Source organism: Sphingobium sp. 22B, from assembly GCF_001580035.1.
Lineage (GTDB): Bacteria > Pseudomonadota > Alphaproteobacteria > Sphingomonadales > Sphingomonadaceae > Sphingobium > Sphingobium fuliginis.
The window spans coordinates 1-14,417 of sequence record NZ_LTAB01000036.1 but is presented as its reverse complement, the minus strand read 5'-3'; the positions used below and the strand labels follow the sequence as shown (position 1 = coordinate 14,417).

Annotated in this window: 14 protein-coding genes and 3 tRNA genes; 7 read left to right on the top strand and 10 right to left on the bottom strand. The window is 64.1% G+C overall.

Translation table 11 applies throughout. From position 1 onward, the window contains the following. Positions 1–19: 19 nt before the first annotated feature. Positions 20–958, top strand: coding sequence for a glutaminase (locus A0J57_RS22000; protein WP_061940064.1), 939 nt, complete (start codon positions 20–22; stop codon positions 956–958). On the opposite strand, the gene A0J57_RS21995 is transcribed toward A0J57_RS22000, so the two are convergent. From A0J57_RS21995 to aroA, 7 genes are all read right to left on the bottom strand, one after another. Next, positions 955–2,739 carry a cation:proton antiporter gene (locus tag A0J57_RS21995; RefSeq protein ID WP_044662091.1) on the bottom strand — a complete coding sequence of 595 codons (1,785 nt, stop codon included), beginning with the start codon at positions 2,737–2,739 and terminating at the stop codon, positions 955–957. The two genes, A0J57_RS22000 and A0J57_RS21995, sit on opposite strands and share 4 nt — an antisense overlap. A 76-nt stretch (positions 2,740–2,815) precedes the next feature. Next, positions 2,816–2,901, bottom strand: a tRNA-Leu gene (locus A0J57_RS21990). 55 nt (positions 2,902–2,956) lie between these two features. After that, complete coding sequence (locus A0J57_RS21985) at positions 2,957–3,247, bottom strand: integration host factor subunit beta (protein ID WP_025549821.1); 291 nt, start codon at positions 3,245–3,247, stop codon at positions 2,957–2,959. Between the two features lie 168 nt (positions 3,248–3,415). Beyond that, complete coding sequence (gene rpsA, locus A0J57_RS21980; protein ID WP_044662092.1) at positions 3,416–5,128, bottom strand: 30S ribosomal protein S1; 1,713 nt, start codon at positions 5,126–5,128, stop codon at positions 3,416–3,418. Positions 5,129–5,300: 172 nt separating this feature from the next. Beyond that, a complete protein-coding gene (gene cmk / locus A0J57_RS21975) occupies positions 5,301–5,936 on the bottom strand; it encodes a (d)CMP kinase (protein WP_025550487.1) in 636 nt (211 codons plus the stop codon). Next, entirely contained in the window at positions 5,933–6,184 is a 252-nt protein-coding gene (locus A0J57_RS21970; protein WP_007688823.1) for a hypothetical protein, read from the bottom strand. Before A0J57_RS21970 ends, cmk begins: the two co-directional genes overlap by 4 nt. After that, positions 6,181–7,521 (bottom strand): 3-phosphoshikimate 1-carboxyvinyltransferase, encoded by a 1,341-nt coding sequence (aroA, locus tag A0J57_RS21965; protein ID WP_061940042.1) that lies wholly within the window; start codon positions 7,519–7,521, stop codon positions 6,181–6,183. The genes A0J57_RS21970 and aroA overlap by 4 nt, the downstream gene beginning before the upstream one ends. 149 nt (positions 7,522–7,670) lie before the next feature. Between aroA and A0J57_RS21960 the strand changes: the two genes are divergently transcribed. The 4 genes from A0J57_RS21960 (at position 7,671) to A0J57_RS26170 (ending at position 9,129) form a co-directional block, all read left to right on the top strand. Continuing rightward, complete coding sequence (locus tag A0J57_RS21960) at positions 7,671–8,006, top strand: TIGR02300 family protein (RefSeq protein ID WP_007688826.1); 336 nt, start codon at positions 7,671–7,673, stop codon at positions 8,004–8,006. Positions 8,007–8,094: 88 nt separating this feature from the next. After that, positions 8,095–8,170 (top strand) — tRNA-Ala (locus tag A0J57_RS21955). 190 nt (positions 8,171–8,360) lie between these two features. Continuing rightward, positions 8,361–8,436: transfer RNA gene (locus A0J57_RS21950), tRNA-Ala, on the top strand. Between the two features lie 417 nt (positions 8,437–8,853). Continuing rightward, complete coding sequence (locus A0J57_RS26170) at positions 8,854–9,129, top strand: hypothetical protein (protein ID WP_153017879.1); 276 nt, start codon at positions 8,854–8,856, stop codon at positions 9,127–9,129. A 278-nt stretch (positions 9,130–9,407) separates the two neighbouring features. Here A0J57_RS26170 and A0J57_RS21945 read toward each other — a convergent pair whose 3' ends face one another. Then, positions 9,408–11,684 (bottom strand): ATP-dependent helicase, encoded by a 2,277-nt coding sequence (locus tag A0J57_RS21945; protein ID WP_025550494.1) that lies wholly within the window; start codon positions 11,682–11,684, stop codon positions 9,408–9,410. A 106-nt stretch (positions 11,685–11,790) separates the two neighbouring features. Here A0J57_RS21945 and A0J57_RS21940 point away from each other — a divergent pair, with 106 nt between their 5' ends. Beyond that, a complete protein-coding gene (locus A0J57_RS21940) occupies positions 11,791–12,186 on the top strand; it encodes a GFA family protein (protein ID WP_061940040.1) in 396 nt (131 codons plus the stop codon). A gap of 136 nt (positions 12,187–12,322) precedes the next feature. Further along, positions 12,323–12,796 carry a hypothetical protein gene (locus A0J57_RS21935; RefSeq protein ID WP_061940062.1) on the top strand — a complete coding sequence of 158 codons (474 nt, stop codon included), beginning with the start codon at positions 12,323–12,325 and terminating at the stop codon, positions 12,794–12,796. A gap of 206 nt (positions 12,797–13,002) precedes the next feature. Here A0J57_RS21935 and rsmD read toward each other — a convergent pair whose 3' ends face one another. Both rsmD and A0J57_RS21925 read right to left on the bottom strand, forming a co-directional pair. After that, the gene (gene rsmD, locus A0J57_RS21930) at positions 13,003–13,551 is read right to left on the bottom strand and encodes a 16S rRNA (guanine(966)-N(2))-methyltransferase RsmD (RefSeq protein WP_061940038.1); all 549 of its coding nucleotides are present in this window, start codon (positions 13,549–13,551) and stop codon (positions 13,003–13,005) included. 59 nt (positions 13,552–13,610) lie between these two features. Continuing rightward, positions 13,611–14,417 (bottom strand): pseudouridine synthase (locus A0J57_RS21925; protein ID WP_062017410.1); only part of this gene is annotated, 807 nt, incomplete at its 5' end.

The following is a 14,417-nucleotide window of genomic DNA, read 5'->3' as shown; positions in this document are numbered from 1 at the left end:
GTGGGACGCCGATCTGCTCATGGACTTGCCCGCGATCATTGCCGACATCGTCGCTCATGCTGCGAGCCGGGAAGATCGCGGCACGGTCGCCAGCTATATTCCGGAACTGGCCAAGGTCGATCCCGGCCAGTTCGGCATCGCTGTCGCGACCGCCGATGGCCGGTTGATCGAGGGAGGCGACTGCGCCACCGGCTTTTCTATCCAGTCCATCTCCAAGGTGTTCGCCCTGACGCTCGCGCTCGGCAAGATAGGCGATCAGCTTTGGCAGCGGGTAGGGCGGGAACCGTCCGGCAACGCCTTCAATTCCATCGTTCAGCTGGAGCAGGAACAGGGAATCCCGCGAAATCCCTTCATCAACGCGGGCGCCGTCGTCGTCGCGGACGTCAATCTGGGCGGTCATCAACCCCGCGTCGCGATTGGAGAAATGCTGCGCTTCGTCCGCTATCTGGCAGGCGACGACGGCATCGCCATCAATGAAACCGTCGCAGCGTCGGAAACGGCGACCGGCTTTCGCAATATGGCGCTGGCCAATTACATGCGCGCCTTCGGCAATATCCGTCATCCGGTCGATCTGGTGCTTGGCACCTATTTTCACCAATGCGCGATCGAGATGAGTTGCCGTCAACTCGCACTTGCGGGCCGCTATCTGATGCTCGACGGCCGGCATCCCGAGGGCGGACGGGTCGTCTCGTCCAGCCGGGCCAAGCGGATCAACGCCCTGATGTTGACCTGCGGCCATTATGACGCTTCGGGCGATTTCGCCTTCCGCGTCGGCATTCCTGGCAAGTCGGGGGTAGGCGGCGGCATATTGGCGATCGTGCCGGGTCGCGCGTCCATTGCCGTCTGGTCGCCTGGCCTGAACGAAAATGGCAATAGCCAGCTTGGCACGTTGGCGCTCGAAGAACTGGCCCATCGCACCGGCTGGTCGGTTTTCAGCCCACCGCAAGGTCGGTCCTAAGGCACCTCATCGGCCCGCAGCCGCCGCAGCTTGGGCGCGGTTTCGAGCTGCGCGGCATCCTTGATGCCCATGCGCAGATCCTCCCGCGTCTGGTGGATGGAGGCGATCACCGGTCCCATCGCCACGCCCAGGTCGACCAGCGCGGTCTCCGCCAGTTGGAGCGAACTTTCGAGCGTCTCCGGAACCGCATCGCTGGCGCCGGCGCGATAGAGCTGGGCCGCATGATCGGTGTCCCGCGCGCGCGCGATGATCGGCAGATCGGGCACCCATCCCCGCACACGCTTCGTCACCCGAACCGACAGGACAGGATCGTCCATCGTCAGGATCAGGGCCCGTGCATGGCCGAGACGAAGCTTGTCGAGCATTTCGGTGCGGGACACGTCGCCGAACAATATGGGATACCCCCCGCGCCGAGCTTCCGCGACGACGTCCGGGTCGGATTCCACGACGATGAAACGCTGCTTGTGCAGGTTGAGCAGGTCGCAGATCATGCGCCCCACGCGCCCGAAGCCGATTACGACGGCGGCCGCCTCGGCATGGTCTTCGTTGATTTCCGGCGCCTCTTCGCCCAGCGCCATTTCCAGCCGCCGCGCAATGTCATGTCCCAGCCGTGCGAGCAGCGGCGTGATGGTAAGGCCGATAGCGGTCACGATCTGCCAGAAGGCTGCGGTGGAAGGAAGGATCAACTGGGCCGCAGCGGCAGCGGACAATACGATCAATGTGGTTTCCGAAGGGCTGGACATCAGCACGCCGACTTCCAGCGCCACGCCCTTCCTCGCGCCCGACAGGTAGAGCAGGGCCGCGGTGACGATCGTCTTGGCAAGGACCACGCCCACCATCGCCAAAATGAGCGTAGGCCAGTTGGCCAGGATGACGCGCACGTCAAGGCCCATGCCGACGGTGATGAGGAAGACCCCGAGCGCCAGTCCCTTGAACGGCGCGGTCATGACCTCGACCTCGCCATGATAATCGGTTTCCGCGATCAGCAGCCCGGCGAGGAGCGCGCCGACGATCGGAGACAGGCCGGCGATCGAGGTCGCCATGCTGGATATGATGACGACCAGCAGGCTGGCGGCCAGGAACACCTCCGGGCTCTTGGTGCGGGCGGCCTGGCTGAAGATATGCGGCAGGCAGAGGCGGCCAAGGACCAGCATGATGGCGATGGTGATCCCGCTCTTGATCAGCGTGTCGGCCAGTTCGCCCCACGGGCCGTCCGGACTGGCAGCGACCGAGGGCGCTAGCGCGCCCAGCATGAAGATGATGGGGACGAGGGCCAGATCCTCGAAAAGCAGCATGGAAAAGGCCGCGCGGCCGACGGCGCTTTGCGTGCCCACCATCGGCAGCACCACGGCCGTGGACGACAGCGCCAGCGCGAGGCCCAGGCCGAAAGCGCCTGCCGGTGGCTGGCCCAGCAAGTAGAGGCCAAGTGCAATCAGCGTACCGCCGCCGATCAATTCTGCCGCGCCGACGCCGAATACTTGTGTCCGCATGGTCCAGAGACGACGAAAACTGAGTTCGAGTCCGATGGAAAAAAGCAGCAGGATGACGCCCAGTTCGGCAAAGGGCTCTATCGCCGCCCTGTTGGAAATGGTGACATGATAGAGCCAGGGATATTGGCCCACCAAAGCGCCCAATCCCGACGGCCCCACCGCCAGCCCGACGAGGATGAAGCCGATGACCGGGCTGATCCGCAGCCGCGCGAAGCCGGGGATGACAAGCCCCGCGGCCCCCAGGATGACGAGGGAATCGCTGAAGCTCTGTGGGTTGATCGCGCCGGCCATGACCGATCATCGCCACAAATGCAGCGGATATCCAGCGATAAGCACTGGAAACCGGAAAAGATGCTGTGAAAGGCTGTGGTGCGGACGGCGGGACTTGAACCCGCATTCCCAGGGGGAGGCGGATTTTAAGTCCGCTGCGTCTACCGATTTCGCCACGTCCGCTTGAGGCCGTTACCCCCTGAAGGCTAACGACGCACAGGTCAAGGATGTGGTTGGATCAGTGGGCAGCTTTGCCGTTCAGCCGTTCCCGCATTTCCTTTCCGGGTTTGAAGTAGGGAACCCGCTTGGCGTCCACCGGCACCTGTTCACCGGTGCGCGGATTACGGCCGGTACGCGCGTCGCGCGCCCGTGTCGTAAAGGCGCCGAAGCCCCGAAGTTCCACTCGCCCTCCGCTGGAGAGGCGGTCGACTATTTCCTTGAAGAAAAGATCGACGATCCTTTCCACTTCCTGGAGGTTGAGGTTTGGATTTTCCTCAGCCAATTTCTGAATCAGTTCCGAGCGTATCATTGGTCCTCCAGACTCCCCCTTCTGGTTCCCTGTTTATTTATAATGAATCCTCATGGCTGTGACAATCAGCCAATATCGGTATGTCATTCTCATTTTGGGAATAGAAAAAGCCCGCCGGAGTTAAGTTCCGGCGGGCCATATTACTTAAGTTAGATACCGAAGGAGGGCTTAGCCCTCGCTCTTGGCCTTGAGCGCTTCGCCCAGGATGTCGCCCAGCGAGGCGCCGCTGTCGGACGAACCATATTGGGCCACAGCCTGCTTCTCTTCAGCGATCTGAAGGGCCTTGACAGAGAAGGTCGGCTTCTTGGCGCGGTCGAAACCGGTGACCATGGCGTCGAACTTCTGGCCGATCTGGAAGCGTTCCGGACGCTGTTCGTCGCGGTCGCGGCCAAGGTCGCTGCGCTTGATGAAGCCGGTGGCGCCATCTTCGCCGGCCTGGACTTCCAGGCCGCCGTCGCGGACTTCCAGAACCGTGACGGTGACCGTCTGGTTCTTGTTGAGGCCAGCGGCAGCGGCGGTGGTGCCGCCAGCGGCCGGGCCGCCACGCTCAAGCTGCTTCATGCCAAGGCTGATGCGTTCCTTCTCGACGTCGATGTCGAGAACGACGGCCTGGACGGTCTCGCCCTTGCGGTGCAGGGCCAGCGCGTCCTCGCCCGAAATGCCCCAGGCGATGTCCGACATGTGGACCATGCCGTCCACGTCGCCGTCCAGGCCGATGAACAGGCCGAACTCGGTGGCATTCTTGACTTCGCCCTCGACGGTCGAACCGATCGGGTGACGTTCGGCGAAGCTGTCCCAAGGGTTGTTCTGGGCCTGCTTGAGGCCGAGCGAGATGCGGCGCTTTTCCGGATCGACTTCCAGGACGATGACGTCGACTTCCTGGCTGGTCGAAACGATCTTGCCGGGGTGGACGTTCTTTTTGGTCCAGGACATTTCCGAAACGTGGACCAGACCTTCGATGCCCGGCTCCAGCTCGACGAACGCACCATATTCGGTGATGTTCGTGACGCGGCCCGACAGCTTCGCACCGACCGGATATTTGGCGGCGGCGCCTTCCCACGGATCGCTTTCCAGCTGCTTCATGCCAAGGCTGATGCGCTGGGTGTCGCGGTTGATGCGGATGATCTGGACGCGGACGGTGTCGCCGATGTTGATCATCTCGTTCGGGTGGTTGATGCGCTTGTAGCTGAGGTCGGTGACGTGCAGCAGGCCGTCGATGCCGCCCAGGTCAACGAACGCACCATAGTCGGTGATGTTCTTGACGACGCCCTCGATGATCTGGCCTTCGGCCAGCGTCTGGATGAGGCCCGAGCGCTGTTCGGCGCGGGTTTCTTCCAGGATGGCGCGGCGCGACACGACGATGTTGCCGCGGCGGCGATCCATCTTCAGGATCTGGAAGGGCTGCGGGATGTCCATCAGCGGGGTGACGTCGCGAACCGGACGAATATCGACCTGGCTGCCGGGCAGGAATGCAACGGCGCCGTCCAGGTCGACGGTGAAGCCGCCCTTGACGCGGCCGAAGATGACGCCTTCGACGCGGGCGTTCTCGGTGAACTCGGCTTCCAGCTTGTCCCAGGCGGCTTCGCGGCGGGCGCGGTCGCGCGACAGCATGGCTTCGCCATGGGCGTTTTCGACGCGGTCGACATAGACTTCGACTTCGTCACCGACCTTCAGGTCGGCCTTCTGGCCCGGCGCGGCGAATTCGCGCAGCGGCACGCGGCCTTCCGACTTCAGGCCGACGTCGATCAGCGCCATGTCGTTTTCGATGCCGGTAACGGTGCCCTTGACGACGCGGCCTTCGAAGCCGCCATCCTCGCCACCGAGAGAATCATTGAGAAGCGCGGCGAAATCGTCGCGCGAGGGGAATGCCGTAGAGGCCATAGGTAAGTCCTTCACTCGTCATTGCTGGCCTACCGGTTGTGTCCGGTGGTCTTTCAGGCCAAAGCGCCCGCAGGGCCGGATACCCATGCGAACATCCGTTCGGCCATGTCGAGTCGACGCCCTGTGGACAAGCGAAAAGGGCGCCTGGGAATCCCCGGCACCCGGCATCGCGTCAGGCCTGTTGCCGACGTTCCAACTGGGCGTCCACCAGTGCAATGGCCTGCTGGACGGCGGCGTCTATAGTCAAATTGCTGGTGTCGAGCAAGTCCGCTCCATCGGCCATGCGCAACGGGGCATGATCGCGGCTCATGTCGCGGGTGTCGCGGGCCTGGATGTCCGCGATCAGGCTGTCCATGTCGGGATGGCCGCCATGGTCGAGCGCGTCCTGATAGCGGCGCTGGGCGCGGACATGGACGCTGGCGGTGACGAAGATCTTGGCGTCGGCATCGGGGGCGATGACGGTGGCGATGTCGCGCCCGTCCAGGATCGCGCCGCCAGGTTGGGTCGCGAAGTCGCGCTGGCGCCTGACGAGGGCCTGCCGGACGCTTTGGTGGATCGATACGCGGGAGGCGAGCGAGCCCACGGCCTCGCTGCGCAGCGCGGGATCTTTCAGCATGGCGTCGTCGAAGTCGCAGGCGGCGAGCGCATCGGCTTCATGGTCCGGGTCGCCGCTGGCCTTGAGCACGGCAAGGCCCACGGCGCGATAGAGCAGGCCGGTATCGAGCACGGGCAGGCCGTAATGCCGGCCCAGCGCCCTGGCGATGGTGCCCTTGCCCGATGCGGCGGGGCCGTCGACGGCGATGATCATGATGCTTTGCCTTTCCGCAGCGCCTTGGCGAGGCCGATCAGGGCGATGAAGGCCCATATGACTTCCAGCGCCATCGACGCGACGTTGAAATGAACCGTCAGCGAATAGATCAGCAGCACCGCGCCGACCAGGTTAAGCAGGTTGAAGAGGGTGAAGCTCAGCACCTTCGCCATGTTGCTATAGGCATAGGCAATGACCATCAGGCCGCTGCCGATCAGTCCCAGGATATTGGCAAGGTCGAACGTCATGCGAGTGCGCCGAGCGATTGCAGCAAAGCGGTGAAACCCGGGAAGCTGGTCGCAACGGGGCGCATGTCGTCGATGGTGACGCCATTGCTGGACACGAGGCCTGCGACCGCGAAGCTCATGGCGATGCGGTGGTCCAGCTTCGTCGCGACGGGGCCGCCGCCGGGGAGGGGCGCGCCACCGCTGCCCTCTATGACGATGCCGTCCTCCAGTTCCTCGACCTGCACGCCGATGGCGCGCAAGCCTGCCGCCATGGTGGCGATCCGATCCGATTCCTTGACGCGCAATTCTTCCAGGCCGCGGAAGATGCTGCGCCCTTGCGCCAAGGCGGCGGCGATGAAGGCGACGGGATATTCGTCGATCATCGACGGGGCGCGGGCCGGATCGGGCTCGACGCCCCTCAGCGTCGAGGCCGTGATGACGAGATCGCCCACCGGCTCGCCGCCGACCTCGCGCGGGTTTTCGATGACGATGTCGCCGCCCATCTCGCGCAGCAGATCGACCAGCCCGGCGCGCGTCGCGTTGAGGCCGACATTGGCGATGGTCACGTTCGATCCCGGAACCAGCAGGGCTGCAACCATCGGGAAAGCGGCGGAGGAGGGGTCGCCGGGAACGATGATCGATTGCGGGTGGAGTTCGGCTTCGCCCTTGAGCGTGATGATGCGGGTGCCGTCGGATTCGACCTCCACGTCGAGGTCCGCGCCGAAGCCCTTGAGCATGCGTTCGCTGTGGTCGCGGGTGGGGATCGGTTCGACCACGCGGGTGATGCCGGGAGTGTTGAGGCCGGCGAGCAGGATGGCCGACTTGACCTGCGCCGATGCCACGGGAAGGCGATAGTCCAGCGGCACGGCCGGGCAGGCGCCGCGCATGGTAAGGGGCAGGCGGTCTCCGGGACTGGTGGTGAAGCTGGTGCCCATCCGCGACAGCGGATCGGTGACGCGGGCCATGGGGCGCTTGCTGAGGGAGGCGTCGCCCACGAAGGTGGCGGTGATGGCGTGGCTTGCGACCAGCCCCATCAGCAGGCGGGTGGAGGTGCCGCTATTGCCCATGTCGAGCGCGCTTTCCGGCTGGAGCAGGCCGCCGACGCCCACCCCATGGATATGCCAGATGCCGTCCGCATCCCTGCGGATGTCCGCGCCCATCGCCCGCATGGCGGCGGCGGTGGCGAGGACGTCCTCACCCTCCAGCAGCCCTTCGACCCGACTCTCGCCCACGGCCAGCGCGGAGAGCATCAGCGAGCGGTGCGAAATGCTCTTGTCGCCCGGCACGGCGATCGAGCCGGAAAGGGCCGGGGCGGCGGTGAAGGTCATGGGCATGGGCTGGTCGGAAGAAGCGGTCACGGGTCAATCCGTCTGCAAAACTTGAAAAAATGCGCCCGGCTTTTGACAGCGCGGTTTCGCTATGGCAAGGCGCCGTCTCTTCGCGGGCGACCCTGTCGTGCCGCGTAATTTCTGTTTTGAGCACTCGCAAGAGAAGGACAAGGCCGGACATGGTCAAGGCTGAATGGGGCACGAAGCGTACCTGCCCGAAATGCGCCACGCGCTTCTACGACCTGGGCAAGGATGACCCGGTCACCTGCATCAACTGCGGCACGGCCTGGGAACCGGAACCGGTGCTGAAGTCGAAGCAGCCGCTGCCCTATGAGGAAGCGCCCAAGAAGGTCATCGAAACCGCCGATGGCGAGATCGAGACGGCGGACGACGATCTGGACCTGGATCTGGACGTGGATGATGACGGCGATTCGCCGGACAATGACGTCGATCTGGGCGGCGACGACGATCTGGGCGTCGACGCCGGCGGGGACGATGGCGACGACGACAATTAATTGAATTTTGTGCTTGCCAAGGAGATCGCCGCCACCTAATGGCAGCGGCCTCCGAGGCGCCGCCCCAACGGCGCCGACACTGGATAACGGGGCCTTAGCTCAGCTGGGAGAGCGCCTGCATGGCATGCAGGAGGTCAGCGGTTCGATCCCGCTAGGCTCCACCAGTTTTGCCGGAAGCCGTCCGGGGGACGGCTTCCGGCAAAACTCCCGAGCGCAAGCGAGGGGTGTGGTGAGGATGCGAATAACCTCGATTAACACTCCAACGCCACGCAAGGAGTGTTCTATATTTGGCCGACGGCTTTATGCCGGACATGGCCTGATCCATTGGGATGCGGTATGATGCCGCGCAACGATGGGGCCTTAGCTCAGCTGGGAGAGCGCCTGCATGGCATGCAGGAGGTCAGCGGTTCGATCCCGCTAGGCTCCACCAACTTTCCCCTATCATCTGAAGTAGCTCGCCATGGGCCAGCTTCTCGATCCGATCAGGATTGTAGGCTGATGTTTTGCGGCTGATTTCTGCCGCTTTCCGCCGAAGTTCACAGTGTATGCGCGCGTGCGCCCGCGCCCCGATGTATCGGACGTTTCAAAGACAGAGCCTAGTAGGCTGGCCGGGGCGGGATAGGACAGGTGGAAAGGGTCGCCTGTGGGGAAATAGGATGCTTTTTGCGTATGTTGTTGCCGTTGGGTTACTATGGCTGATCCTCAGTTGCTCGGTTAAGTCCGAAAGCTGGCCGGTGAAAGGAGCGTCTGGAATCGACCAGAAATTGCCGTTTAGCAATCCACAGGCGAAACCCGATAGCCGACATTTCGATGCCTGTTATAATCGTCAGATACTTGGAGAATGTGCGTGAGCGGCGATCAGGAAATTGTTTTTGGAACGGGTGATCGAGCTATCATCGAACCTTGGGACGAAAAGTCTGCGTACCGCTTGGAAAATCTGATTTGCGTAGATGAAACCGGAATAGAGCGCTGGCGTGCCTCATTGCCGGAAAACAGCGGGCCGGACTGTTTCGTCGCAATCTTAGTGGAAGAAGGCCAGCTAGTCGCAACTACATGGAGCGGTCAACGGATCGAGATTGACAGCATCAGCGGAAAGCATCGGCGAACCGTATTTGTGAAATGATTGTATAGGTCGCCAACCGACCAATCCAAGACCTTCCCCTCCCGTAAACGGGAGGGGTTAGGGGTGGGCGCGAGCGTAGCGAGCTTTTGACTTAGCCGTTGCAAAACAGCGCAGATGCCGCGCCAGCCTACCCCCCTAACCCCCTCCCGCCTGCGGGAGGGGAATGTCCACTACCCACCCATCTTTATCATTCCCATACAAGACGGCACCTGCCAACGCTATTTCATCCGGTATCTACGATATTGGACGGCGGTCTTGAGAAAAGGCTCGATTGACGGCTAGGCAGGCTGGACGAAGCTGTCCATCACCCGCTTCCGACCCGCCGTTTCGAAATCGATCTCCAGCTTGTTGCCTTCGATCTCCGCCACCGTGCCGTAGCCGAATTTCTGGTGGAAGACGCGCAAGCCGACGCTCATGTCATCCCGCCCCTTGTTGCCGAGCGAGACCGCCGATGCGCGCGCCTCCACGATCCTTGCGGGTTCGCGGGTGAACTGTCCGCTCTGTTGGGCGCGCTGCCACCCGGGGCCGCGACCGGTGCCGCGCTGGACATTGGCGAAGGGATCGGCCCGCTCCGACCAGTTGGCGCGCCAGAGCGAGGCGCCGCCGGACATGCTGCTTTCCTCCTCCACATGTTCGGGAGGCAATTCCCCGACGAAGCGCGAAGGGATGGAGCTGGTCCACTGACCATAGATGCGGCGGTTGGCGGCGTGCAGGATGACGCAGGACTTCCTCGCCCGCGTGATCGCGACATAGGCGAGGCGGCGTTCCTCCTCCAGGCTGTTGAGGCCGCCTTCGTCGAGCGCGCGCTGGGAGGGGAAGATGCCTTCTTCCCACCCCGCGAGGAAGACCGTGTCGAACTCCAGCCCCTTGGCGGCGTGGATGGTCATGATCGTGACCTTGCGCTCGTCCTGTTGCGCCTCATTGTCCATGACGAGGCTTACATGCTCCAGGAACGCGCCCAGCGTCTCATATTCCTCCATGGCGCGGGTCAGTTCGTTGAGGTTCTCCAGCCTTCCCGCGCTTTCGGCGGTGCGTTCGGCCTGGAGCATGGCGGTGTAGCCGCTTTCGTCCAATATCTGTCGGGCCAGTTCGGCATGGGGGAGTTGCACCGCGCGGTCGCGCCAGCGGGCGAGATCGCCGATGAAGGCGCCAAGGCTGCGGCGGGCCTGCGGCGTCATCTCGTCCGTGTCGAGGATTCGCGCGGCGGCGAGGGCAAGCGGAACGCCTTCCGCCCGGGCAAGCCGATGCAGCTTTTCCACGGCCTTGTCGCCCAGGCCGCGCTTGGGGACATTGACGATCCGTTCGAACGCCAGGTCATCGGCCGGCTGATTGACCAGGCGAAGATAGGCGAGCGCGTCCCGGATCTCGGCGCGTTCATAGAAGCGGAAGCCGCCCACGATGCGATAGGGCAGGCCGATCTGGATGAAGCGGTCTTCGAACTCGCGCGTCTGGTGCTGGGCCCGGACGAGGATGGCGACCCCCTCCAGCGATTGGCCGCTGCGTTCGATCGATTCGATCTCGTCGCCCACGCGCCGCGCTTCCTCCGGCCCGTCCCAGACGCCGATGATGCGGACCTTCTCGCCCACGTCGATGTCGGTCCAGAGCGTCTTGCCCAGGCGATTGCCATTTTCCGCGATCACTCCTGACGCAGCGCCCAATATATGGGGGGTCGAGCGATAATTCTGTTCCAGCCGCACGATCTTCGCGCCGGGAAAATCCTTTTCGAACCGCAGGATATTGGCGACTTCCGCCCCCCGCCATGAATAGATCGACTGGTCGTCGTCTCCCACGCAGCAGATGTTCTTGCGCTGCTGGGCGAGCAGGCGCAGCCACAGATACTGGCTGCTGTTGGTGTCCTGATATTCGTCCACCATGATATAGCGGAAGCGCTGCTGATAGCTTTCCAGCACGTCCCGATGGCGTTTCAGGATCGTCAGAACATGCAGCAGCAAGTCCCCGAAATCGCAGGCATTCACATCCCGAAGACGCGCCTGATAGGCGGCGTAGAGCTTCTGCCCCTTTCCGTTGGCATAGCCCTCGCTCTCGCCGGCGCCGATTTCCTCCGGCGTCAGCCCCTTGTTCTTCCACTGGTCGATGAGGCCGGCGAGCTGGCGTGCGGGCCAGCGCTTCTCGTCGATTCCCTCCGCCTGGATGAGCTGCTTCATCAGGCGAAGCTGATCGTCCGTGTCGAGGATGGTGAAATTGGATTGCAGCCCCACCAGTTCGGCATGGCGGCGCAGCATCTTCGCGGCGATGGCGTGGAAGGTGCCCAGCCAGGGCATGCCTTCGACGGCGGGGCCGATCATCCGACCGACGCGTTCCCGCATTTCGCGCGCCGCCTTGTTGGTGAAGGTGACTGCGAGGATTTCCGAAGGATAGGCCCGACGGGTGGCGATCAGATGGGCGAGGCGAGCGGTGAGCGCTGCCGTCTTGCCCGTGCCGGCGCCTGCAAGCACCAGCACCGGTCCTTCGGTCGTGAGCACGGCCTCCCGCTGGGGTTCGTTCAGCCCCTGGAGATAGGCGGGATCGTCGGGGGAGGGAGCGGGCAGAGTCATGCGCTATCAACTAGGATGCCGGGCGGGAAGCGGCAAGGGCGGGCGGCCCTTGCACCGTTGCTCCTTCTATGAGAACAAAAGGCGAATCATGCAAGGAGTAAAGGCCATGTTCTCGGGGCGGTGCCAATGCGGGGCGATCCATTACGAAGCGCAGGGCGAGCCGGCCTATAGCGCGCTGTGCCATTGTTCGGATTGCCGGAAAAGCGCGGGCGCGCCGATGGTGGGCTGGTCCCTGTTCCCTGAAGAACAGGTGACGGTGACGGGTCGGCCGGTGGCATACCGGTCCTCCGACAATGTGACGCGGGAATTTTGCGGAACCTGCGGTACGGGCCTTTTCTACCGCAATGCCGCCGTTTTCCCCGGCATGATCGACATCCAGACCGGAACGCTGGACGACCAGTCGAACCTGCCGCCAACCATCCACGTCCAATTTGCCGAGGCTGCGCCATGGATGGAGGGCGCGCATCAACTGCCCAAGTTCCAGCGCTACCCCGAGGCCTGAGGCCGACGGGCGGGATCGTCTGGCGGCGCATCCGCAACGGCTCGTCGCCCGGGCCGGAACGCAGGCATCGCGCATCCGGTTCTTTGTTCAGCCCAAACGGCAGAACGGGGCGAGAACAAAGGAAAGGATGATCCCGATGAAATCGATCCTGTTGGCAGGTGCGGCCATATTGGCCTTCGGCACCGGCGTTACCGGCATTGCGATCGCGCAGGACATGCCGGCTTCGGCGCAGCCGCCCGTCGCCGATACGCCGCCTCCGCCCGAGCAGGGCGCGACGCCTGCGACGCCGGCGACCCCCGCCGAACCGGGAGCGACGCCAGCCAGCCCGGCCACTCCAGCGACGCCCGCGACACCGCCCCCAGCCGCCGATCCCAATGCTGGGCAGCCGACCGGAGCCGTGCCGCCGGACACGGGCATGCAACCGGCTCCTGCCGGCGTTCCGCGTGATCCGTCCGCTCCCGTCGGAACCTCAGCCAATCCCGCGACCGTGGGTGGCAATATGACGCCGCCGCCGACCGAGCAGAAGGATTATCCGCTGTGCAGCAGGACCGTGCAGGATAGCTGCATCAACCGGAGCGAAGCGCCCAAATCCATGCGCAAGCGGCGTTGATGCTTGCTAGGCCGGGCATGGCGGCGATCATGGCCGCCAGCCCGGTCCAGCCACGCCCCCGGTCAGGCTGTGCCGGTCGAGCACCGTCAGCAAGGTCGCCGGGGCTGCTCCCGATATGCCGGGTCGCAGGCTGGGTGCAATGCGCAGCCGTGGCGATGGCCCATGGTAATGTCTGTCGCGCCATCACTTCACCCAATCCGCCTGGACTATTCGGCGCGCTCCGTTGCGCGCAGCAGCGTCAGTCGGGCCTTGCCCACGTCACGGGTCGTCTCCACGGTAAAGCCCTTTACCGCCACATCCTCGCGCCGGTCGGTTTCGATGCTGATCCAGCTTGCGGGGCCGGTCCAGCCCAGGCGGCTCAGCTTGTCCAGCGCCACCATGCCAGCGCCGCTCTGATAGGGGGGATCCATGAAGATGAGGTCGAGCGGCTCGCTTGCCGGACCCAGCGACAGGACGCTGCTCTGGCGGATGTCGGGGCGGATGCCCAGCCTGTCGCCATTGGTCCGGATCGCGTCCAGCGCCGCGCGGTCCTGTTCCACGAAGATGCAGCTTGCCGCGCCGCGCGAGAGCGCTTCGAACCCCAGAGCGCCCGAGCCCGCGAAGAAATCGCCAACGCTCAGCCCCTCGAAGGAGCCGATCCGGCTCAGCAGCATGGAAAACAGGGTTTCCCGGGTGCGGTCCGCCGTAGGGCGTGTTGCGTCGCCCTTGGGGGCGGTAAGGGGGCGACCCCGCCATTGGCCTGCAATTATTCTCATGGGCTGGCTCGTTCCAGAAAAGAAGGGCCCCTCGACAGGCTCAGGGCGAACGGAGGGGGTCAGGGTTTCCCAAGGCTCTTGCGGAAGACGACCAGATCGTGCTGCCGCACTTCCTCGACCGCGCCGGATGCCAGCTCGCCCAGATGGAAGGGGCCATAGCTGGTGCGGATCAACCGGTTCACCTGAAGCCCCAGATGTTCGAGCACGCGGCGGACTTCGCGGTTCTTGCCTTCGGTCAGCGTCATTTCGATCCACTGGTTGCGGCCGGTGCGGCGTTCCAGATTGGCCTCGATCCGGCCATAGCGTATGCCGTCTATCTCCAGCCCGTCGAACAGGTCCTCCAGCTGGTTCTGACTGACTTCACCGAAGGCGCGGGCGCGGTAGGTGCGCGGGACGCCGGTGGAGGGCAGCTCCATCTGCCGCTTGAACTCCCCATCGGTGGTGAGCAGCAGCAGGCCTTCGGTCGTCATGTCGAGCCGTCCGATCGGCATGACGCGCGGCAGGTCGGCGGGCAGCTTGTCATAAATGGTCGGACGGCCGCGGGGGTCGCGTTCGGTCGTCAGGAAACCCGCCGGTTTGTGGAAGAGGAACAGGCGCGCAGGTGCCGGTGCGGCGACCGGATTCCCGTCGACCGCGACGCCGTGCAGCGAAGTGAGGAGGGTGGCGGGGGTCGAAACCGCTTCGCCGTCGAGCGTGATCCGCCCCTCCTCGATCATCCGCTCGATCTCCCGCCGGGAGGCGACGCCTGCGCGGGCGAGCAATTTGGCGATGCGCTGTGGTTCGTTCTTGCCGCTGGCGGCGGCGGCAGCGGCAAGAACGAACCACAGCGCATCGCCAAATTGCTCGCCCGCGCAGGCGTCGCCTCC

What these genes read in the sequence shown, in the direction of transcription:
- A0J57_RS22000 (WP_061940064.1), top strand. Translation starts at nt 20, where the DNA reads ATGGACTTGCCCGCGATCATTGCCGACATCGTCGCTCATGCTGCGAGC.
- A0J57_RS21995 (WP_044662091.1), bottom strand. Translation starts at nt 2,739, where the DNA reads ATGGCCGGCGCGATCAACCCACAGAGCTTCAGCGATTCCCTCGTCATC.
- A0J57_RS21985 (WP_025549821.1), bottom strand. Translation starts at nt 3,247, where the DNA reads ATGATACGCTCGGAACTGATTCAGAAATTGGCTGAGGAAAATCCAAAC.
- rpsA (WP_044662092.1), bottom strand. Translation starts at nt 5,128, where the DNA reads ATGGCCTCTACGGCATTCCCCTCGCGCGACGATTTCGCCGCGCTTCTC.
- cmk (WP_025550487.1), bottom strand. Translation starts at nt 5,936, where the DNA reads ATGATCATCGCCGTCGACGGCCCCGCCGCATCGGGCAAGGGCACCATC.
- A0J57_RS21970 (WP_007688823.1), bottom strand. Translation starts at nt 6,184, where the DNA reads ATGACGTTCGACCTTGCCAATATCCTGGGACTGATCGGCAGCGGCCTG.
- A0J57_RS21960 (WP_007688826.1), top strand. Translation starts at nt 7,671, where the DNA reads ATGGTCAAGGCTGAATGGGGCACGAAGCGTACCTGCCCGAAATGCGCC.
- A0J57_RS21945 (WP_025550494.1), bottom strand. Translation starts at nt 11,684, where the DNA reads ATGACTCTGCCCGCTCCCTCCCCCGACGATCCCGCCTATCTCCAGGGG.
- A0J57_RS21940 (WP_061940040.1), top strand. Translation starts at nt 11,791, where the DNA reads ATGTTCTCGGGGCGGTGCCAATGCGGGGCGATCCATTACGAAGCGCAG.
- A0J57_RS21935 (WP_061940062.1), top strand. Translation starts at nt 12,323, where the DNA reads ATGAAATCGATCCTGTTGGCAGGTGCGGCCATATTGGCCTTCGGCACC.
- rsmD (WP_061940038.1), bottom strand. Translation starts at nt 13,551, where the DNA reads ATGAGAATAATTGCAGGCCAATGGCGGGGTCGCCCCCTTACCGCCCCC.